At 49.9% G+C, this 19,694-nt stretch carries 26 protein-coding genes; 3 read left to right on the top strand and 23 right to left on the bottom strand.

Features of this window, described 5'->3' with window-relative positions; translation table 11 throughout:
* Window positions 1-2: 2 nt before the first annotated feature.
* From rplE to purB, 17 genes are all read right to left on the bottom strand, one after another.
* A complete protein-coding gene (gene rplE / locus DYE40_RS09560; RefSeq protein ID WP_115308854.1) occupies window positions 3-542 on the bottom strand; it encodes a 50S ribosomal protein L5 in 540 nt (179 codons plus the stop codon).
* Between the two features lie 5 nt (window positions 543-547).
* A complete protein-coding gene (gene rplX, locus DYE40_RS09555) occupies window positions 548-883 on the bottom strand; it encodes a 50S ribosomal protein L24 (protein ID WP_115308853.1) in 336 nt (111 codons plus the stop codon).
* 14 nt (window positions 884-897) lie between these two features.
* A complete protein-coding gene (gene rplN, locus DYE40_RS09550) occupies window positions 898-1,266 on the bottom strand; it encodes a 50S ribosomal protein L14 (protein ID WP_115308852.1) in 369 nt (122 codons plus the stop codon).
* Between the two features lie 230 nt (window positions 1,267-1,496).
* Window positions 1,497-1,760 (bottom strand): 30S ribosomal protein S17, encoded by a 264-nt coding sequence (gene rpsQ / locus DYE40_RS09545; protein ID WP_115308851.1) that lies wholly within the window; start codon window positions 1,758-1,760, stop codon window positions 1,497-1,499.
* On the bottom strand, window positions 1,760-1,951 hold the full coding sequence (gene rpmC / locus DYE40_RS09540) for a 50S ribosomal protein L29 (RefSeq protein WP_115308850.1): 192 nt from the start codon (window positions 1,949-1,951) through the stop codon (window positions 1,760-1,762). Before rpmC ends, rpsQ begins: the two co-directional genes overlap by 1 nt.
* Window positions 1,951-2,367: a 50S ribosomal protein L16 gene (rplP, locus tag DYE40_RS09535; protein WP_115308849.1), complete on the bottom strand. Its 417-nt coding sequence runs from the start codon at window positions 2,365-2,367 to the stop codon at window positions 1,951-1,953. The genes rpmC and rplP overlap by 1 nt, the downstream gene beginning before the upstream one ends.
* Window positions 2,351-3,046, bottom strand: a complete 696-nt coding sequence (rpsC, locus tag DYE40_RS09530) for a 30S ribosomal protein S3 (RefSeq protein WP_115308848.1) — start codon at window positions 3,044-3,046, stop codon at window positions 2,351-2,353. The genes rplP and rpsC overlap by 17 nt, the downstream gene beginning before the upstream one ends.
* Window positions 3,047-3,055: 9 nt before the next feature.
* Window positions 3,056-3,385 carry a 50S ribosomal protein L22 gene (gene rplV / locus DYE40_RS09525; RefSeq protein WP_115308847.1) on the bottom strand — a complete coding sequence of 110 codons (330 nt, stop codon included), beginning with the start codon at window positions 3,383-3,385 and terminating at the stop codon, window positions 3,056-3,058.
* Between the two features lie 8 nt (window positions 3,386-3,393).
* Window positions 3,394-3,672, bottom strand: coding sequence for a 30S ribosomal protein S19 (gene rpsS, locus DYE40_RS09520; protein ID WP_009119027.1), 279 nt, complete (start codon window positions 3,670-3,672; stop codon window positions 3,394-3,396).
* Window positions 3,673-3,677: 5 nt separating this feature from the next.
* Window positions 3,678-4,511, bottom strand: coding sequence for a 50S ribosomal protein L2 (gene rplB, locus DYE40_RS09515; protein WP_115308846.1), 834 nt, complete (start codon window positions 4,509-4,511; stop codon window positions 3,678-3,680).
* Window positions 4,512-4,516: 5 nt separating this feature from the next.
* Window positions 4,517-4,831, bottom strand: a complete 315-nt coding sequence (gene rplW, locus DYE40_RS09510) for a 50S ribosomal protein L23 (RefSeq protein WP_172461247.1) — start codon at window positions 4,829-4,831, stop codon at window positions 4,517-4,519.
* A complete protein-coding gene (gene rplD, locus DYE40_RS09505; RefSeq protein ID WP_115308844.1) occupies window positions 4,828-5,448 on the bottom strand; it encodes a 50S ribosomal protein L4 in 621 nt (206 codons plus the stop codon). Before rplD ends, rplW begins: the two co-directional genes overlap by 4 nt.
* Window positions 5,448-6,092 carry a 50S ribosomal protein L3 gene (gene rplC / locus DYE40_RS09500; RefSeq protein ID WP_115308977.1) on the bottom strand — a complete coding sequence of 215 codons (645 nt, stop codon included), beginning with the start codon at window positions 6,090-6,092 and terminating at the stop codon, window positions 5,448-5,450. The genes rplD and rplC overlap by 1 nt, the downstream gene beginning before the upstream one ends.
* A 229-nt stretch (window positions 6,093-6,321) precedes the next feature.
* Entirely contained in the window at window positions 6,322-6,966 is a 645-nt protein-coding gene (locus DYE40_RS09495; RefSeq protein WP_115308843.1) for a DUF1294 domain-containing protein, read from the bottom strand.
* Window positions 6,967-7,055: 89 nt separating this feature from the next.
* On the bottom strand, window positions 7,056-8,120 hold the full coding sequence (gene fba, locus DYE40_RS09490) for a class II fructose-bisphosphate aldolase (RefSeq protein WP_115308842.1): 1,065 nt from the start codon (window positions 8,118-8,120) through the stop codon (window positions 7,056-7,058).
* Between the two features lie 219 nt (window positions 8,121-8,339).
* Entirely contained in the window at window positions 8,340-9,551 is a 1,212-nt protein-coding gene (locus DYE40_RS09485; protein ID WP_115308841.1) for an NAD(P)/FAD-dependent oxidoreductase, read from the bottom strand.
* A gap of 171 nt (window positions 9,552-9,722) precedes the next feature.
* Complete coding sequence (purB, locus tag DYE40_RS09480) at window positions 9,723-11,093, bottom strand: adenylosuccinate lyase (protein ID WP_115308840.1); 1,371 nt, start codon at window positions 11,091-11,093, stop codon at window positions 9,723-9,725.
* Between the two features lie 155 nt (window positions 11,094-11,248).
* On the opposite strand from purB, the gene DYE40_RS13145 reads away from it, so the two are divergent.
* The 3 genes from DYE40_RS13145 to DYE40_RS09470 are packed head-to-tail and all read left to right on the top strand — an operon-like array spanning window position 11,249 to window position 13,001.
* Window positions 11,249-11,374, top strand: a complete 126-nt coding sequence (locus DYE40_RS13145; RefSeq protein ID WP_281270671.1) for a hypothetical protein — start codon at window positions 11,249-11,251, stop codon at window positions 11,372-11,374.
* Window positions 11,371-12,120, top strand: a complete 750-nt coding sequence (locus DYE40_RS09475; RefSeq protein ID WP_115308839.1) for a class I SAM-dependent methyltransferase — start codon at window positions 11,371-11,373, stop codon at window positions 12,118-12,120. Before DYE40_RS13145 ends, DYE40_RS09475 begins: the two co-directional genes overlap by 4 nt.
* On the top strand, window positions 12,117-13,001 hold the full coding sequence (locus tag DYE40_RS09470; protein WP_115308838.1) for an NUDIX hydrolase: 885 nt from the start codon (window positions 12,117-12,119) through the stop codon (window positions 12,999-13,001). The genes DYE40_RS09475 and DYE40_RS09470 overlap by 4 nt, the downstream gene beginning before the upstream one ends.
* Window positions 13,002-13,541: 540 nt before the next feature.
* On the opposite strand, the gene DYE40_RS09465 is transcribed toward DYE40_RS09470, so the two are convergent.
* From DYE40_RS09465 to DYE40_RS09440, 6 genes are all read right to left on the bottom strand, one after another.
* Entirely contained in the window at window positions 13,542-14,033 is a 492-nt protein-coding gene (locus DYE40_RS09465) for an META domain-containing protein (RefSeq protein ID WP_115308976.1), read from the bottom strand.
* Between the two features lie 774 nt (window positions 14,034-14,807).
* Window positions 14,808-15,233, bottom strand: coding sequence for a F0F1 ATP synthase subunit epsilon (locus tag DYE40_RS09460; RefSeq protein WP_115308837.1), 426 nt, complete (start codon window positions 15,231-15,233; stop codon window positions 14,808-14,810).
* 12 nt (window positions 15,234-15,245) lie between these two features.
* The gene (gene atpD / locus DYE40_RS09455; RefSeq protein WP_115308836.1) at window positions 15,246-16,643 is read right to left on the bottom strand and encodes a F0F1 ATP synthase subunit beta; all 1,398 of its coding nucleotides are present in this window, start codon (window positions 16,641-16,643) and stop codon (window positions 15,246-15,248) included.
* A 41-nt stretch (window positions 16,644-16,684) separates the two neighbouring features.
* The gene (gene atpG / locus DYE40_RS09450; RefSeq protein WP_115308835.1) at window positions 16,685-17,563 is read right to left on the bottom strand and encodes a F0F1 ATP synthase subunit gamma; all 879 of its coding nucleotides are present in this window, start codon (window positions 17,561-17,563) and stop codon (window positions 16,685-16,687) included.
* 23 nt (window positions 17,564-17,586) lie between these two features.
* Window positions 17,587-19,134, bottom strand: a complete 1,548-nt coding sequence (atpA, locus tag DYE40_RS09445; protein WP_115308834.1) for a F0F1 ATP synthase subunit alpha — start codon at window positions 19,132-19,134, stop codon at window positions 17,587-17,589.
* A gap of 10 nt (window positions 19,135-19,144) precedes the next feature.
* Window positions 19,145-19,693 carry a F0F1 ATP synthase subunit delta gene (locus tag DYE40_RS09440; RefSeq protein ID WP_115308833.1) on the bottom strand — a complete coding sequence of 183 codons (549 nt, stop codon included), beginning with the start codon at window positions 19,691-19,693 and terminating at the stop codon, window positions 19,145-19,147.
* Window position 19,694 lies beyond the last annotated feature (1 nt).

Here is a 19,694-nt window from a genome sequence, read left to right as displayed (position 1 = left end):
AACTATCCTTTAAATGGAAATTTAAACAGTGACAACAAAGCTTTAGCCTCTTCGTCAGTTTTCGCAGAAGTAGTGATTGTGATATTCAAACCACGTATGCTATCAATCTTATCATATTCAATTTCGGGAAAGATAATCTGCTCCCTAATGCCCATATTATAATTTCCGCGACCATCAAATGATTTATTACTCACACCACGAAAATCTCTAACCCTTGGCAAAGCTATAGTAACCAGCCTATCTAAAAATTCAAACATCTTCTCACGCCGTAAAGTTACCTTACAGCCAACAGGATAATTATCTCTAATCTTGAACCCTGCAATAGATTTTCGAGCTACTGTCACAACAGGCTTCTGTCCTGCTATTTTTTCCAAATCTGAAACAGCATGATCCATAATTTTCTTATCTGCTACAGCCTCCCCAACACCCATATTTAAGGTTATTTTTTCAATACGAGGAACCTCCATAACAGTTTTATAACCAAACTGTTCAATTAACTTTGGAATAGCAACGCTATTATAAAAATCTTTTAATCGAGCCATATTCGTCAACTACCTTTTTGCACATTAATTGCCACATCATTAGATTTAAACACCCTAATACGCCTAACAACTCCATCCCCACTAATCAACTTAATGCAAACTCGATCAGCTCGTTCGGTATGCGGATTAAAAATAGCAACATTTGAAATATCAATAGGTAAACTTTTTTCGACTATCCCACCCTCCACACCACGAATAGGATTTGGCTTGGCATGCTTTTTTACCAAATTCACACCCTCTACCACAACTTTTCGTTCTCTTACAGAGAGAACAGCACCAATCTTACCCTTATCCTTACCAGAGACAACGATAACCCGATCACCTTTAATAATCTTATTCACTATTACGATTCCTTTTATAGGACTTCCGGAGCCAACGAAACGATTTTCATAAACCTCTCAGTGCGTAATTCACGAGTCACTGGCCCAAAAATACGTGTACCCATAGGTTCAAGTTTGTTGTTCAACAACACAGCAGCATTATTGTCAAACTTAATCAAAGCTCCATCAGGACGCCGCACGCCTTTTGCAGTACGAACTACCACAGCATTATATACATCACCTTTTTTAACCCTGCCACGAGGAGTGGCATCCTTGACTGCAACTTTGATAACATCACCAATATTGGCATAGCGCCGCTTAGAGCCACCCAACACCTTAATACACATCACCCGACGCGCACCAGAGTTATCAGCCACATCCAAAATAGTCTGCATCTGAATCATTTTTTTTGCCTTTTAAAAATCCAACTTAACCTATCTTTTTAAGCTGATTAGGAAATTAGATTCATCCCCAAATCAACTTAAACCTCAAATTAAGAGGTCATAATAAGCCAGTCTTGGTTCCCGATGGGAGAAACTTTCTAGAAACGAAAGTTAAGAATGGGAGTATACAGACATCTCAATCTATCTGCAAGTCCCATTTTAACTTAATTGCTGCATTAGCATAGTTAACGCTAAACAGCTTTTGATTTTTCTACAATTTCTTTAACCACCCAAGATTTTGTTCGAGAAAAAGGACGACCTTCCTCAATAATGACAATATCACCAACTCCATACTGATTAACTTCATCATGCGCATGAATTTTAGTAGAGCGGCTAATAACTTTACCATACAAAGGGTGCTTTACTTTTCTTTCAATAAGCACTGTCACGGTTTTGTCCATTTTGCTACTAACAACTTTACCTTGCAAAGTACGGACGTTTTTTATTTCATCCATTATTTCGCACCTTTCTCACTCACTATAGTCTTGATGCGTGCAATATTACGCCGTATTTTCTTCAGCTCGCTAGACCTTCCTAACTGACCCGTAGCATTTTGCATTCTAAGGCTAAATTGCACTTTCAGCAGATCAAGCAGATCAGAATGCAGTTGCTCAACTGATTTATTCCTTAATTCATCGGTTTTCATTATTTACCCACCTGCCTTACTACAAATGTTGTTGGAATAGGTAATTTTGCAGCCGCTAACGCAAAAGCCTCTCGTGCCAGCGATTCGGAAACCCCATCCATTTCATAAAGCACTTTTCCCGGCTTGATTTCAGCAACATAATATTCTACTGATCCTTTACCACCACCCATACGAACCTGAATCGGCTTTTCAGTAATAGGTTTATCAGGAAAAATACGAATCCAAATCCGCCCACCACGTTTAATATGACGAGTCATAGCTCGACGTGCAGCCTCAATTTGCCGAGCAGTTAATCGTCCTCGCCCAATAGATTTCAACCCAAAATCACCGAAATTTACAGTATTGCCTCGAGTTGCAATGCCTGTATTTCGACCCTTATGTTGTTTTCGATATTTTAGTCTAGTTGGCTGCAGCATTTCTACCTGCCTTTCTACGTTTGTTTTCCTGTTCAGGTTTTGCTTGAACAGACTCATTGCCCTCGCCAGTATAAACCCAAACTTTCAAACCAATTACACCGTAAGTTGTATGCGCCTCACTTGTAGCATAATCAACATTAGCACGCAAAGTATGCAATGGCACACGCCCTTCTCGATACCATTCGCTACGAGCAATATCAGCACCATTCAAACGGCCAGAGGTCATAATTTTAATACCTTTTGCACCGACACGCATTGCATTTTGCATTGCACGCTTCATGGCACGACGAAACTGAACACGCTTCTCCAATTGCTGCGCAACACCGTCAGCAATAATCTGAGCATCCAATTCCGGCTTACGAATTTCTTCAATATTGACATGAACCGGTACGCCCAAGAGATTTTGCAAATCACGCTTCAACACCTCAATGTCTTCACCTTTTCTACCAATGACCACACCAGGGCGAGCAGAATAGATGGTAATACGTGCAGATTTAGCAGGACGCTCAATAACGACACGCCCAACAGAAGCATTTGCCAAACGCTTGCGCAAATAGTCGCGAACATCAATATCTTGTTTCAAAACAGTTGAAAACTCTCCAGTTTTAGCAAACCACTTTGAAGACCAGTTTTTATTTACCGCTAGGCGAAAACCAGTCGGATGAATTTTTTGTCCCATAGATTTTCCTTAGTTTCCTACCGTTACATTGATATGGCAAGTTTGTTTCTCAATACGATTGCCACGCCCCTTTGCCCGGGCTTGAAAACGTTTCAACGAAGATGCCTTATCAACATAAACAGTTACGACTTTCAACTCATCGATATCAACACCGTTATTATGCTCAGCATTTGCAATAGCAGATTCCAATACCTTCTTAACCAGCTCAGCACCTTTTTTCGGACTAAATGTCAAAATATTCAATGCCTGGGCAACATCCTTACCACGAATCAAATCTACAACCAAGCGAGCTTTTTGCGCAGAAATCCGTGCATTTTTATGACTTGATGATACTCTCATGATTTACCTTATTTCTTTTTGGCCTTTTTATCGGCCAAGTGGCCTTTAAAAGTACGGGTCAACGAGAACTCGCCCAATTTATGTCCGACCATGTTGTCACTAATAAACACAGGAACATGAGTGCGGCCGTTATGCACCGCAATAGTCAAACCAATAAAATCAGGCAAAATAGTCGAACGCCGCGACCATGTTTTAATAGGACGCTTATCGTTATTTGCTCGTGCAGCATCCACTTTTTTCAAAAGATGCAGATCTACATACGGACCTTTTTTCAATGAACGTGCCATGTCAATTAACCTTTATTCGAATAACGGCGGCGGACAATCATATTATCCGTACTTTTATTGTTACGGGTGCGGTAACCTTTAGCAGGCGTACCCCACGGACTAACGGGCTCACGAGCCTCACCGGTACGTCCCTCACCACCACCATGCGGGTGATCAACAGGGTTCATAACGACACCGCGCACTGTCGGACGAATACCACGCCAGCGGTTAGCACCTGCCTTACCGATTTTTTTCAGGCTCTGCTCTTCATTACCAACTTCACCGACTGTAGCCCTGCAATCAACATGGATTTTACGCACCTCACCCGAACGCAAACGAACTTGGGCATACGTACCTTCTTTTGCCAAAACTACCGCAGAAGCACCAGCAGAACGGGCAATTTGAGCACCTTTCCCGGGTTTCATTTCGATGCAATGCACGGTAGTACCAACCGGAATATTACGAATCGGCAAAGTGTTGCCTGCTCTAATTGCAGCCTCAGAACCGGATAACAATACCGCACCAACCTGAATGCCAGACGGAGCAATGATGTAGCGACGTTCGCCATCTGCATAACACAGGAGCGCAATATGTGCCGTGCGGTTCGGATCATATTCAATCCGCTCTACTTTCGCCGGAATACCGTCTTTATTGCGCTTGAAGTCGACGATGCGGTAATGTTGTTTATGTCCGCCACCTTTATGGCGGGTGGTAATATGACCATTATGGTTACGGCCGGCAGTCGAGTTCTTTTTCTCAACCAACGCGCCATAGGGCGCACCCTTATACAAATCTTCCGTGATGACGCGAACCATGCCGCGACGACCAGCAGAAGTAGGCTTCATTTTTACGATAGCCATTCCATTTACTCCTTATCGGCCGCTGCAGCAGCAGATTCGAGATCAAGCTCTTGACCTTCGATCAAGCTGACATAAGCCTTCTTAACATCACTGCGACGACCCATATTACGACCAAATCGCTTGGTTTTACCTTTAATTGTAACGGTAGCAACCGAAGCAATCTGCACACCAAACAACAATTCAACAGCTGCTTTGATTTCAGGTTTCGTTGCATTCGGCAATACTTTGAAAGTCATCTGATTGCGTTTTTCGGCCAGCAAGTTACTCTTTTCAGAAACAACAGGTGCCAAAATTACTTTCATTAAGCGTTCTTGATTCATACCCATTGCTCCTCAAGTTGCGCAACTGCAGCCTTAGTAACCACTACTTTTTTATAGCGCAACAGGCTATAAGGATCAATTTGCTGCGCTTCCAATACCAAGACATTTGGCAGATTACGGGAAGACAGATATACGTTTTCGTCCAACTGGCTGGTTACAAACAAAACCTGCTCCAAACCGAGATTCTTTACCTGCTCGGCAAAGTCTTTGGTTTTCGGCGTCGCCGCAGTCAATTGCTCAATGACACAAAGACGCTCATCGCGAACCAGTTGCGACAGAATAGTAGCCATACCGGCACGGTACATCTTACGGTTTACCTTCTGAGTAAAATTCTCATCAGGCTTGTTCGGAAATGCGCGACCACCGCTTCTCCACAAAGGAGAGGAAGTCATACCGGAACGGGCACGCCCCGTACCTTTCTGTCTCCACGGCTTTTTAGTGGAATGTTTTACTTCGGCACGGGTAAGCTGGGCACGGTTACCAGAGCGGGCATTAGCCAAATAGGCAGTTACCAACTGATGAACCAGTGCTTCATTATATTCTCGCGCAAATAAAGTATCGGAAGCAGACAAGGAGCCTGCAACCTGACCTTGTGCATTAATTACTTTTAATTCCATTACGCACCCACTTTCACGCCGGGACGGACAATCACATCGCTATTCACAGCACCAGGAACAGCACCCTTTACCAGCAAGAGGTTGCGCTCTGCATCAATGCGCACAACTTGAAGATTCTGTACGGTAGAACGGGTGTTGCCATACTGCCCCGCCATACGCTGACCCGGGAAAACACGGCCGGGATCCTGCGCCATACCGATGGAGCCGGGTACGCGGTGCGAACGGGAGTTACCGTGGGAAGTGCGCTGGGAGTCGAAGTTGTGGCGTTTGATGGTGCCGGAGAAGCCTTTACCTTTCGAGGTGCCGGTAACATCAACCAACTGACCCGCTTCAAACAGGGAAACGGAAATTTCGCCGCCCACTTGCAATTCGGCCAGCTTTTCGGCAGAAACAGCAAATTCAACCAAACCGCGACCAGCCTCGACACCTGCTTTCGCAAAATGTCCGGCTTCGGCTTTATCGGTATGTTTCGCTTTTTTCTGACCGAAGGTAACCTGAACGGCCGTATAACCGTCGGTATCTTCGGATTTCAGTTGCGTGACGCGGTTGGGGGTAATTTCCAACACGGTTACCGGAACAGAAACGCCCTGTTCGTCGAACACGCGGGTCATACCCACTTTGCGCCCAACCAGACCTAATGTCATGATTATTTTCCTTAAAATTAAAGGGGTCAGCTGCGATTGGCCGACCATTGGACAAAAAAGATTCTTGGCGCGTAACGCCAAGCTGCGCACTATACTACACTACCGGCTGTATTTTCAAGAGAAAATGCCGCAACCGATAATTTTTGCAACAAGCAGCCGCAAAGACGGCAGGAAGGCATCCGTCAAACCGGCACACCCTGCCTTTCCCAGCAAACGGGACAACTCCGTCCTACCGCCACAACACCGCAAACCATGCCGGACGCGTGGCGAGATACAGCAAAGCGGCGGTGTTGAAAAAGACGGTGGCGTAAAACACGCTGCGGAAAGATGCTTTTTGCGATTTGTGGCGCATATAGGCTTGCGCCAGAAGTGCGCCGCCCCAGCCGCCGAGTAATGCCAACATGTGCAGCGTGTCTTCTTTGATACGCCATTCTCCTGCCTGTGCCGCCTGTTTGTCTGAATAATAGGCAGCAAATGTAATGATGCCGGCAACGATATACCATGCAAACAGCAGCCACGGCAGTCTGCCTGCCGCACACAAAACGGCCACACCTGCATAGAGTGCGGCGACAACGGTGGCTTGGCTGCTGCGGCCGGACGCAAATGCCTGCTGTTGTTGCTGCCGCTGCTTTTCTTGGCGTTTCCGTGCCATGGCTTTACGCTGCACGAAGGCAAGTTCCTGCACGCTCACCGCCTGTGTTTTCCCTTGCCGTTCGGCGAGAGCAAACGCCACTCTGTCGCCGCACTCCGGCCGCCTGTCCGCACGGAACTGGCTGATGTGGAAAAATACTTCCCGACCGTTGTCGTCGCAGCGGATAAAGCCGTAGCCCTTATCGTCGTGCCAGCGGGCGACGGTGCCCGTTTGCTTGTCCATGCTTTGTCCTTGTCGGCGGTAACTTTTAAGGCCGTCTGAAAACCTGTTTTACGGATTTTCAGACGGCCTCAACGCATATTGCGGGCAAATTAGCCGGTAATTTGACCCAATTCGCCCTTGGCGTAGCGTTCAGCCATTTTGTCCAGCGATACGGGCTTGATTTTCGAGGCCTGACCCTCGCAGCCGAAGGCCAGATAGCGGTCGATACAGATTTGCTTCATGGCTTCGACGGTTTTGGCCAGGTATTTGCGCGGGTCGAATTCGGCAGGGTTTTCGGCCATAAATTTGCGTATTGCGCCGGTGCTGGCCAGGCGCAAATCGGTGTCGATGTTGACTTTGCGCACGCCGTGTTTGATGCCCTCGACGATTTCTTCCACGGGTACGCCGTAAGTTTCGCCGATGTTGCCGCCGTATTCGTTAATCACTTTGAGCCATTCCTGCGGCACGGAGCTGGAGCCGTGCATCACAATGTGGGTGTTGGGCAGGGCCTGGTGGATTTCTTTGATGCGGTCGATGCGCAACACGTCGCCTGTAGGCGGACGGGTGAATTTGTACGCGCCGTGAGATGTGCCCACGGCAATCGCCAGCGCGTCCACGCCTGTGTCTTTTACAAAGCGCACGGCATCTTCCACGCTGGTAAGCATTTGGTCGTGCGAGAGTTTGCCCACCGCGCCCACACCGTCTTCTTCGCCCGCCTCACCGGTTTCCAAATTGCCCAATACACCGATTTCGCCCTCTACCGACACGCCGCAGGCATGGGAGAAATTTACCACGGTGCGCGTGGCGTTGACATTGTATTCGTAGCTCGACGGGGTTTTGCCGTCTTCCAGCAGCGAGCCGTCCATCATCACGGAGGAGAAGCCGAGTTGGATGGAGCGCTGGCACACGTCGGGCGATGCGCCGTGGTCTTGGTGCATCACCACAGGAATATGCGGAAACTCTTCCACCGCCGCTAGAATCAGGTGGCGTAAAAACGGCGCACCGGCGTATTTGCGCGCACCCGCGCTGGCTTGGACAATCACGGGGGCGTTTACCTGGTCGGCGGCTTCCATGATGGCGCGCATTTGTTCGAGGTTGTTAACGTTGAAAGCAGGCAGGCCGTAGCTGTGTTCGGCAGCATGGTCGAGCAGTTGGCGCATGGAGACGAGTGCCATGAAAAACTCCTAAAAATAAAATGTAATCGGATGTAGGGCGCGGATTATAGCAAAGTTGAGTTGAAAGGCCGTCTGAAAACTGTATCCGGCTTTTTCAGACGGCCTTTCTTACGGCGCAATAGGGCGCGGGGCACGTACGGCGGCGGGGCTGGAAACCCGCAGGCCGTCTGAAAAACCGTTTCCGGGTTTTCAGACGGCCTGTTGCGCTTGGCCGGAGGCTTATCCGAACAATATCTGCGATTCGCGTACGAAGGGGTTTTCTTTGTCCCAGGCGTAGCCGGCGAGGATGGCGCAGACCATGCGGCCGGTGTCGCTGTTTTTGTCCACGTCGAAAACCAGATCTTGAAAGCGTCCGTCGTACCAGCCCTGTATGTAGCTGCCGAAAGCGGTTACCCCGCTCATCAGCGGGATGGCAAATTCGCTTTTCCAATCGGGATTCTGCCCGCGCAGCTCGCGTGCGGTGCAGGCAACGGCGAGTTTGGCCGACTGTACGGCGATGGTTACGCCGGAGGAAAAAACAGGGTCGAGAAACTCTCCCGACGCGCCCAAAAGGGCGAAATGGCGGCCGTAGAGGCCTTTGCCTTTGGTGGTGTAGCCGGGCAGGTAATGGAAGGGGAAGCCGTTGTCCCATTTCGCGTCGGCCAGGATTTCGGCGAGGTACGGGATTTCCGCCACCATGCCTTTGAGGATGGCGGCGGTGCTTTCGTGGCGGAAGTAGTGTTCTTCGCCCACTACGCCGATAGAGCTTCTGCCGTTGGCAAACGGGATGAGCCAAACCCATACGTCGCGGTATTCGGGATGGATGCAGACGAGGTTTTTGTTGCGGTCGAATTTGGGCGAGGTGATGCGGTCGTCGATGTGGGTAAAATGCACCTGCCGCATCACGCTGTGCGGCGGCAGCTCCCAGTTCATCAGGCGCGGCAGGGCGCGGTAGAAGCCGCTGGCATCGAGGACGAAACGGGTTTCCATTTCGTACACTTCGCCGTTTTCGCGCTCCACGGCGAGCATGACGGTGTCGCCTTCGTTGTCGAAGCGTTTGACGGTTTCGCCGTAGCGCACGGCCACGCCGCGTTTTTCGGTTTCGTCGATGAGGAGTTTGTCGAAATCGGCACGTTGGACGTTGAAGGCGGTGGTATTGCCTGCGCTGAATTTGTCGAGGAAGCTGAACGAGGTATAGCGTTCGCCCCAGGAAAAGGCGAAGCCGTTTTTATATTGGAAGCCCAGTCCCGCAGCCTGTACGGCGTGCAGGAGATCCGCTTCTGCGAGCACGTCCATCGCATACGGCAGCAGGCTCTCGCCGATAACGAAGCGGGGGAAATGCTGCTTTTCCAATACGCAGACGCTGAAACCCTGTTTGTTCAGCAGCGCGGCCGATACCGAACCCGCCGGCCCCGCGCCGATAATCACGACATCATAGATAAATGCGGCCACACAACCCCCTTTTTCTCTGTATTTGTTTTAACGTGTATGCCTTAGTATGCGGCGGCGGATTGTAACGGCATGAAAGAATGCTGGCAATCGCACGGCATAGCAGAGGCCGTCTGAAAACCGGTTTTCAGACGGCCTCTGACTCAAGGAAACCAAGTACACTCGGCAAACGCTTCAAATCCGTTTGGCCAGCTCTTCGGCTTTGCCGACATACAGCGCGGGGGTCAGAGCCAGCAGCGCGGCTTTGGCTTCGGCCGGGATGGCCAGCGACTCTATGAAGGCTTGGAGCGTTTCGGGCGTGATGCCGTTTTTGCCGCGCGTGAGGTCTTTGAGTTTTTCATAGGGGTTGGCCACGCCGTAGCGTCGCATCACGGTTTGAATCGGTTCGGCCAAAAGCTCCCATGTCGCGTCCAAATCGGCGGCAAGGGCTGCGGGGTTGGGTTCGAGTTTGTCCAGGCCGCGCAGGTGGGCGGCGTAGCCAAGCAGGGTGTAGCCCGCGCCCACGCCCATATTGCGCAAAACCGTGCTGTCGGTGAGGTCGCGCTGCCAGCGGGATACGGGCAGTTTTTCGGCGAGGAAACCGAGTACGGCGTTGGCCATGCCGAGGTTGCCTTCGGAGTTTTCAAAATCAATCGGGTTGACTTTGTGCGGCATGGTGGACGAACCGACTTCGCCGGCTTTGACTTTTTGTTTGAAGTAACCGAGCGAGATGTAGCCCCATACGTCGCGGTTGAAATCAATCAGGATGGTGTTGATGCGCGAGAGGGTTTGGAAAAATTCGGCCATGTAGTCGTGCGGCTCGATTTGGATGGTGTAGGGGTTGAACGCGAGCCCCAGGCCGCTTTCGACGAAGCGGCGGCAATGGTTTTCCCAATCCACATCGGGATAGGCGGCCAGATGGGCGTTGTAGTTGCCCACCGCGCCGTTGGTTTTGCCGAGAAATTCCTGCGATTCGAGGATGCGGATCTGGCGTTGCAGGCGGTAAACCACATTGGCAAGCTCTTTGCCGAGCGTGGTGGGCGTGGCGGGCTGGCCGTGGGTGCGGCTCATCATGGGTACGGCGGCCAGGCTGTGCGCCATGCCGGTGAGTTTTTCCACGATTTCGGCGAGCTTGGGCAGCAACACGTTGTCGCGCGCTTCTTGCAGCATCAGCGCGTGGGAGAGGTTGTTGATGTCTTCGCTGGTGCAGGCGAAGTGGATAAATTCGCTGACTGCGGCCACTTCGGGCACGGCGGCAAAACGTTCTTTCAGCCAGTATTCGACGGCTTTGACATCGTGGTTGGTCGTGGCTTCGATGGCTTTTACCGCTGCCGCGTCTTCCAATGAAAAGCCGTCGATAACGCCGTCGATTTCGGCAAGGGCGGCGGCGGAAAAGGCGGGGACTTCGGCAATCGCCGGCTCGGCCGCCAGGGCTTTGAGCCAGTTTAATTCGACTCGGACACGGGCTTTGATTAGCCCGTATTCGGAGAACACGGGACGCAGGGCTTCGACGGAGCGGGCATAGCGGCCGTCGAGTGGGGAAAGGGCGGTAACGGGGTTGGTCATGGTCGGCAGTCCTGAAATGGGAAAGCGGCGATTATAACCGAAAGGCAGGCGGCGTTTTACCGCAATGCGGCGGCAGATATTGCTACAATGAGGCCGTCTGAAAAACACGGCAACCGTTTTTCAGACGGCCTCTTTTTTATCCGCAGGAGCACGCAATGGCTCAAACACCCGCACAAACCAAGCACGGCCTTTTGCCGGCCGCCGTTTCCCCCATTTCCCCGCACACTCTGCCCGCCGTCATGCCGGACTTGGTTTGCCGCAAAGAAAAGGCACGGCCGTGATTCCCTTTTCCGCCACGCCCGACGCGCCTGCCGACACCATCGCCCTGGCCGCACGCTTCGGCTTCGCGCCGTCCGAATATCCTGTTTCAGACGGCCTCTTCCTTTATGCCGACGCAGGCGGCATCAGCCTGCGCCGCAGCGGCGAAAAGGGCTGCGTACAGGCGGACTTCACAAGCGGCGCGGCGCAATACCGGCGCGAAAAAGGCGGCGGCGAACTCATTGCCAAAGCCGTCGGCCACCCCGCTGCCGCCGACATCATCGATGCCACCGGCGGCCTCGGCCGCGACGCATTCGTCCTCGCCGCCCACGGCATCAACGTCCGCATCATCGAACGCCATCCTGCCGCCGCCTGCCTGCTGGCCGACGGCCTCGCCCGCGCCCTTGCCTGCCCCGACACCGCCCAAGCCGCCGCCCGCATCACCCTCTATCACGGCGACGCAGCCGCCCTGCTTCCCGCACTTGCCGCCGCACACCGCCCCGATACCGTGTACCTCGACCCCATGTACCCCGTCCGCCGTAAAAACGCCGCCGTCAAAAAAGAAATGGCCTACTTCCACCAACTCATCGGCAGCGCACAAGCCTCCGACGATGCCACCCTCCTCGCCGCCGCCCGCGCCGCCGCCAAAAAGCGCGTGGCCGTCAAACGCCCGCGTCTGGGAGAATTTCTCTGCGGCGCAAAACCCGCCTACCAATACAGCGGCAAATCCACCCGCTTCGACATCTATCTGCCCGAGCATCCCGAATGAATACCGCCCCCCTACCCGACTCCGTCCAAAACGCCCTGCTCGCCTTTCTGCAAAACACCTTCCGCCACCGTTTGCAAGACACGCACCCGCTGCTGCTCAACGGCATCCCTCTCGGACGGCTTACCGCATCATGGCGGCAGCGGCTGCAACAAGACTGGACGGGCCGCTTGCAAGCCCGTGCGGACGGCCTGCTGCTCGAAACCGACAGTTGGCACGATATGGCCGCCATGCTGCAAGAAACCGCCCGCCGCTGGCACGAAGCCGGATACTTCGGCGGCTGGCGCGGCGAACAATGCGACGTGCACGACGGCGGCGGACACCTCCTCTTCACACTCGAACGCTCCGCCTTCCGCCCGCTCGGCCTTGCCAGCCGCGCCGTCCACATCAACGGCTGCTGTGAAACACCCGCAGGCCTCCGCTTTTGGATTGCCCGCCGCAGCCCGCACAAGGCCGTCGATCCCGGCAAACTCGACAACCTGACCGGCGGGGGCATCGCCGCCGGCGAAACCTCCGTTTGCGCCATGTACCGCGAAACATGGGAAGAAGCCGGCATCCCGCCCGACACCGCCGCTGCCGCACACCCAGCAGAATGCCTGTTCAGCAGCCATCCCGTCAGACGCGGTCTGCACCGCGAATACCTGCACATCTTCGATCTCCGCCTGCCGCACGGTTTTACCCCGCAAAATCAAGACGGCGAAGTCGCTTCTTTCTCACTGATGACGGCCGAAGACACCGCCGCCGCCATTGTGCAGGGCAAAATGATGAACGACTCCGCACTCGTAACCCTGGATTTCTTCCGCCGCCTCGGCCTCGTCAGCCCGCAGCATCCGCTGGCCGAATACCTGCAAAGTTTCCAAAGCACGGGAGTGGAGGCCGTCTGAAACAGTAAGAGGCCTCTTACTGTTTGTAATGCAGAGGATGCCGACAGCAGAAAGGCTGCGGGACTTCAGACTGTTCCAACCTTCGGGAAAACTCCAATTCTGCACCACGGAAATGCAAATTCATCCATCCGGCTAAATACATCGAACAAAACGACAATACAGCAATATTCCACCGTTTCAAATATATGATGGAACAAAATAGAAAAGATGTAAGGCAGCAAGCCCAGATAATGCGGACAATACGGGACAGATTTTCTTGGCATTGTTTTCAATGCCTTAGAAAATCCTCCTTTCCGAACCAAGACGCAACAACGCCGTAGATTTTTTATTTCACTACGAACGCTTACACCCCTCCATTGCAAAAATAACCGATCTGCAATCGGTTACGTTTAAAAACACCTGCAATGCATGACTGTTTTTATTGCAAAAACATCGCTAGCCTGATTCAAAACGCAAACGGCAGCCTTTTCAAACCTGTCGTTATCCATAGCCGGCCTGTTTGACATCCCTATATTATTGATACAAAAAGCATTTCGACGACTAATGCAGCGGAGCGAAATGACTTTTCCTGGATTTTTCAGGTTTGTCCGCCGCATTTTCAGACGGCCTGTCTTCTTTCTCCACCGCATGTCCGCTCATTCTCGTTGCCTGCAACAGCACATTTCCTTCGCCATCTTCCAGCAGCAGACGGCCTCCGCCAATACGGAAGGCCTCGGTCTGGGTAAATGCGTGGCTGATGCGCTGTTCCGCTTCGGCAGCATCGGAAGCGCAAGCCATACGGGTAGAAGCGGTATATCCGAAATTCAGACGGCCTTTTCCGTCGGAAGAATACCGTGTATTCATCCGATTGCAGCCCGCATAGCTGGAAAGCATTTTTTCCTGCACTTCAAAAGACAACTCCGCTACTCCTTTAAAAGGCTCTCCGCTGATTTTGCTTACTTTCCACTTTCCTGCCAACGCCTCGCTGTCGGCGGACACAGCGGCGCATCCGGCCAGCAGCACACATACCAATATGTACACCATTTTGTTCATTTTATTTCCTTTTAGCATCATTCTATGCAGGTAATTTTGTGGCAGAGATACAAAATCAAGAGGATCTTCTAAAAAATTATGCGGTATACCACTCCGGCCTTAACCTGACAAAAAACAAATGTCCTCCGCCGCCATTCCTGCATTTATATTCTAACTTCGGTTACGCTTCGTACAAATCATCATGCTTTGACGGAAACAGAATTTGATTTCTTTCAAATATGAATAACTAGCTGTATGCTTTGCTTCCGTCAAACAGGATCGGAAGAGGCTTCGCACTCCTTCGAAACGAGCCGGTATCATTGATGCCCGTAGTCCTCAGATAAATCCATGTCTGCGAAATACCCTCTGAAAGGTTTGGCAAAGATCAGTTTGATCGGTTACAAATAAATGTGGCAGCTATCGGCAACTGCCCCATTCCGGCCGATATGGTATCGGATGAACTTTCACAATGCAGTTTCGAAAAATCCAAAAATACTTTCAGTACAAATCCTACAATTTTATTGCAGTCTGTTGCCAACAGGTTCCCACTTTTCACATTTGATCGCCAAACATTACCGTCATTTTAGATATGGCTGTCGACGTTTCCAAGTCTTGGTATCTGCTAGTTTGCAACATCAGACACTACCGGCTTAAAAACCCAATCCATAGGATCCGGCAAAATTTCGCTTCGGCAGTTTTACCTAAGGCCTGATTTTGACAAATCTTCTAATACAGATATTAAAGAAAGCACGGACATGCCGTGCTTTCTTTAATAATACTAACAATACTGCAAATTCACTTATGCTTTTGAGAGCGGATATAGTCAAGTGTTTTCAGTTCGGCAATTGCGGCCGCCAAAGCCGCATGTGCTTTCGCCAAAGCTTCATCGTCTGTTGCTTTTGCAATCGAACTTTCTGCGGCTTTTTTGGCTTCCTCCGCACGCGCCTGATCCATTTCACTACTGCGTACGGCAACGTCGGCCAATACAGTCAACTTATCAGGCTGCACTTCCAACACTCCTCCGGAAACGGCAACCAAAACCTCTTGACTGCTTCCGGGAACCTGCAGTCGTAACGCACCAGGACGCACCAAACTCATAATCGGCTCGTGTCGTGGGTAAATACCGAGCTCGCCCTGTACGGTGGGAACTACTGCAAAGCTGGCTTCGCCCGAATAAATGTTATATTCGTTGCTTACCACTTCAACTTGCATGACACTCATGCCGCCCTCCTATCAGCTTAACGTTTTCGCTTTCTCAGCAGCTTCTTCGATACCGCCCACCATATAGAATGCCTGCTCCGGAAGATGGTCGTATTCTCCACTCAAGATAGCTTTAAAGCCTGCAATGGTATCACGCAGCGGCACGTATTTACCGGGCGATCCGGTAAATACCTCAGCCACATGGAACGGCTGAGACAGGAAACGCTGGATTTTTCTCGCACGCATTACAGTCAGTTTGTCTTCAGCAGAAAGCTCATCCATACCGAGAATAGCAATAATATCGCGCAATTCTTTGTACTTCTGCAAAGTAGACTGAACACCGCGTGCAACATCGTAATGTTCCTGACCTAATACCATCGGATCAAGTTGGCGGGAAGTGGAATCCAAAGGGTCAACAGCAGGATAAATACCCAAAGAAGCAATATCACGGCTTAACACGACTGTTGCATCCAAGTGAGCAAACGTAGTTGCCGGAGACGGATCGGTTAAGTCATCGGCAGGCACATACACAGCCTGAATGGACGTAATCGAACCTGTTTGCGTTGAAGTAATACGCTCTTGCAGACGACCCATCTCTTCAGCCAATGTCGGCTGATAACCCACAGCAGAAGGCATACGACCCAACAACGCGGATACTTCGGTACCCGCCAGCGTGTAGCGGTAGATATTGTCCACAAAGAACAATACATCACGGCCTTTTCCGTTTTCATCTTTTTCGTCACGGAAATATTCGGCCATTGTCAAACCGGTTAACGCAACACGTAGACGGTTACCCGGAGGCTCGTTCATTTGTCCGTAAACCATCGCTACCTTGTCCAACACATTGGAGTCTTTCATCTCATGGTAGAAGTCATTGCCTTCGCGGGTACGCTCACCCACTCCGGCAAATACAGACAAACCGCTATGTGCTTTTGCAATGTTATTGATTAATTCCATCATGTTAACGGTTTTGCCCACACCGGCACCACCGAACAAACCTACTTTGCCGCCTTTTGCAAACGGACAAAGCAAATCAATAACTTTAATACCTGTTTCCAATAGCTCGGTAGTTGACGAAAGCTCATCAAACTTGGGAGCTTCCTGATGAATGGCTCTAGTATGCTTTGCACCAACAGAACCTGCTTCATCTACAGGATTCCCCAATACATCCATAATACGGCCAAGCGTCTCCTTACCCACAGGAACGGTAATCGGAGCATTTGTATTATTTACCGCCATACCGCGTTTCAGTCCGTCAGAACTGCCCATTGCAATGGTACGAACGACACCGTCGCCCAGCAATTGCTGCACTTCCAAAGTCAGGTCGTTTTCAACTAATTTTAAAGCATCGTAAACATGCGGAATCGCATCACGCGGAAATTCTACGTCTACCACCGCACCAATAATTTGTACGATTTTACCTTGACTCATGATCGTATCCTAAGTTTTCTATTCCGAGTTTTCAGACGGCATCAAACTGCCGCCGCACCCGCAACAATTTCTGACAACTCTGTGGTAATTGCGGCTTGGCGTGATTTGTTATACACCAAGCGCAGCTCTTTGATGGCATTTCCCGCATTGTCGGTCGCAGCCTTCATTGCCACCATCCTTGCAGCCTGTTCGGAGGCCATATTATCGCTCAATGCCTGATAAACCACAGATTCCAAATAACGGCGAACCAAATACTCTAACACTAAGACAGGACTAGGTTCATAACGGTAATCCCAGTTATAGCTTTGTGCTTCCCTACTGGCTTCCTCAAGAGTATTTCTGCCTATCGGCAGCAATACTTCCATGCGTGGCTCTTGTCGCATGGTATTTACAAAGCAGGAATAAATGATATGAATAATATCAATCTCATTTTTTTCATAGCATCGGAACAACTCGGTTAACGCTCCTACCAAAATTTCCAGTCGAGGCGTATCACCCAAATTAACAACACTGGCAATCACATTTAAGCCAATACGCTGGCAAGCCGCCAAACCTTTGCTGCCAATACACACCACATCGACAGCTATGCCTTGACTTTGATATTCCTGCACTTGTGCCAAAAACTTTTTCAACACATTAGCATTCAAGCCGCCACATAGGCCTTTATCGGTTGTAATCAGGATAAAGCCTGCCCTACGAATTTCCCTATGCTCGTCTAAAAGCTTGATGCCGTGATTTTCTTGTGTCTGCGCCAAGTGGCTCATAACCAAGCGAACCTTATCTGCATAGGGACGAGCCAAGCGCATTCGCTCTTGAGTCTTCCGCATTTTAGAGGTTGACACCATCTGCATTGCCTTAGTGATCTTTTGAGTATTTTGAACACTTCGGATTTTGGTGAGAATCTCTTTTCCTACTGCCATTTCAGACTCCTTTTCAGACGGCCTTATGCAGCATAACCGTAAGACGCTTTAAAAGCCTTCATAGCCTCATCCAAACTCCGTTCAGCCTCATCAGACATTGCTCCAGAGTTATTGATATCTTCTAAAACCTGAGGATTTTGAGTGCGGACAAAGTTTAAAAAATCAGCTTCAAATGACAGTGCTTTTGAAACAGAAACATCACCATACGACCCGTTATTGATTGCCCACAGAGTCAATGCCATCTCGGCAGTATTTAGCGTACTGAACTGTTTTTGTTTCATCAATTCGGTAACCACCTCACCATGTTCGAGCTGCTTACGGGTAGCTTCATCCAGATCTGATGCAAATTGAGAAAACGCAGCCAACTCACGATATTGGGCTAATGCAAGTCGTATACCTCCACCCAGTTTTTTAATGACTTTTGTCTGCGCCGCCCCACCAACTCGCGATACAGAAATACCTGCATTAATCGCCGGGCGGATACCTGAATTAAATAAATCAGTTTCCAAGAAAATCTGACCATCTGTAATCGAAATTACATTAGTCGGCACAAATGCAGATACATCGCCAGCCTGAGTTTCAATAATAGGCAGCGCAGTCAAAGAGCCAGTTTTTCCTTTTACCTGACCCTCAGTCAGTTTTTCAACCTCATCGGCATTAATACGTGCCGCACGTTCCAACAGGCGGCTATGCAAATAAAAAACATCGCCAGGATAAGCTTCCCGGCCGGGAGGTCGGCGCAGCAGCAAAGAAATCTGACGGTAAGCAACAGCCTGCTTCGACAAATCATCATATATAATCAGTGCATCTTCGCCACGATCACGGAAAAATTCACCCATAGTACAGCCGGCGTAAGGAGCAATATACTGTAAAGCAGCAGCCTCCGAAGCTGTCGCGGCAACCACGATAGTATGCTCCATAGCCCCATGTTCTTCCAGCTTGCGTACCACATTTGCAATAGAGGACGCTTTCTGCCCCACTGCAACATAAATACAAATAACACCCGTACCTTTTTGATTGACAATAGCATCCAAAGCTACGGCTGTTTTACCGGTCTGACGGTCTCCAATAATTAATTCACGCTGCCCACGACCAATCGGCACCATAGAATCAATAGCCTTTAATCCAGTCTGCATCGGTTGATCCACAGACTGACGGGCAATCACACCTGGTGCAATTTTTTCTATTGGAGCAGAAAGCTCCGCACCAATAGCACCCTTACCATCAATGGGCTGACCTAATGCATTGACGACACGACCGATTAACTCGCGACCAATAGGTACTTCTAAAATGCGACCAGTACATTTAACCTCATCGCCTTCTTTGATATGTTCGTACTCTCCCAGTACTACCGCACCTACAGAATCACGCTCCAAATTCATCGCCAAACCGAAAGTATTACCAGGAAATTCAAGCATCTCTCCTTGCATTACATCCGACAAACCATGTACACGGACGATACCGTCCGTTACAGAAATTACTGTACCTCGCGTACGTAGTTCTTGTTTGGTATCTAAATTCTCAATTTTAGCCTTCAGTAAATCACTGATTTCAGCAGGATTAAGCTGCATGAAAATTCTCCTAATTTATCATTGCCGCGTACAATTTATTCAATTTATTCCGCACAGAAAGATCCAGCACCTGATCTTCCACTTCTACTTTAATACCCCCAATCAACTCAGGCGCAACCTTAAAAGTAGCATCCAAACGCGTATTAAAGTGACGTTCCAAGTCTGCTAAAAGCTTAGCCTTTTGTCCTTCACTGGCAAATTCAAAAGCACTATATATTACAGCATGTTTGGTATGGTTATTTGATAAAAATAAATTTTGAAACTGAGCATAAATTTCAGGTAAAGCGAAAAATCTTTTTGCTTCCGCTACTACATTGACAAAATTACGGAATACCACACTTTTTGCCACCTGACTATCAGATAGCAAATTAAGCAAGAAATTCGCTTTATGCTCAACCGTATCAGACGTATTATCAAGTAGCGCAGAAATAGACGGCTGCTGTACAATCCATGCCAATTCCTTCAACGCCCCCAGCCAAGATTCTGCTTGATGCTTCTCGTCAGCCAGCTCAAACAATGCATTTGCATAAGGCCTGGCAATAGTTGCAAATTCAGCCATA

It is taken from the genome of Kingella potus (assembly GCF_900451175.1).
In the GTDB taxonomy this organism is placed as follows: domain Bacteria; phylum Pseudomonadota; class Gammaproteobacteria; order Burkholderiales; family Neisseriaceae; genus Neisseria; species Neisseria potus.
The sequence above is the reverse complement of the archived record's forward strand: the minus strand, read 5'-3'. Positions and strand labels throughout refer to the sequence as shown.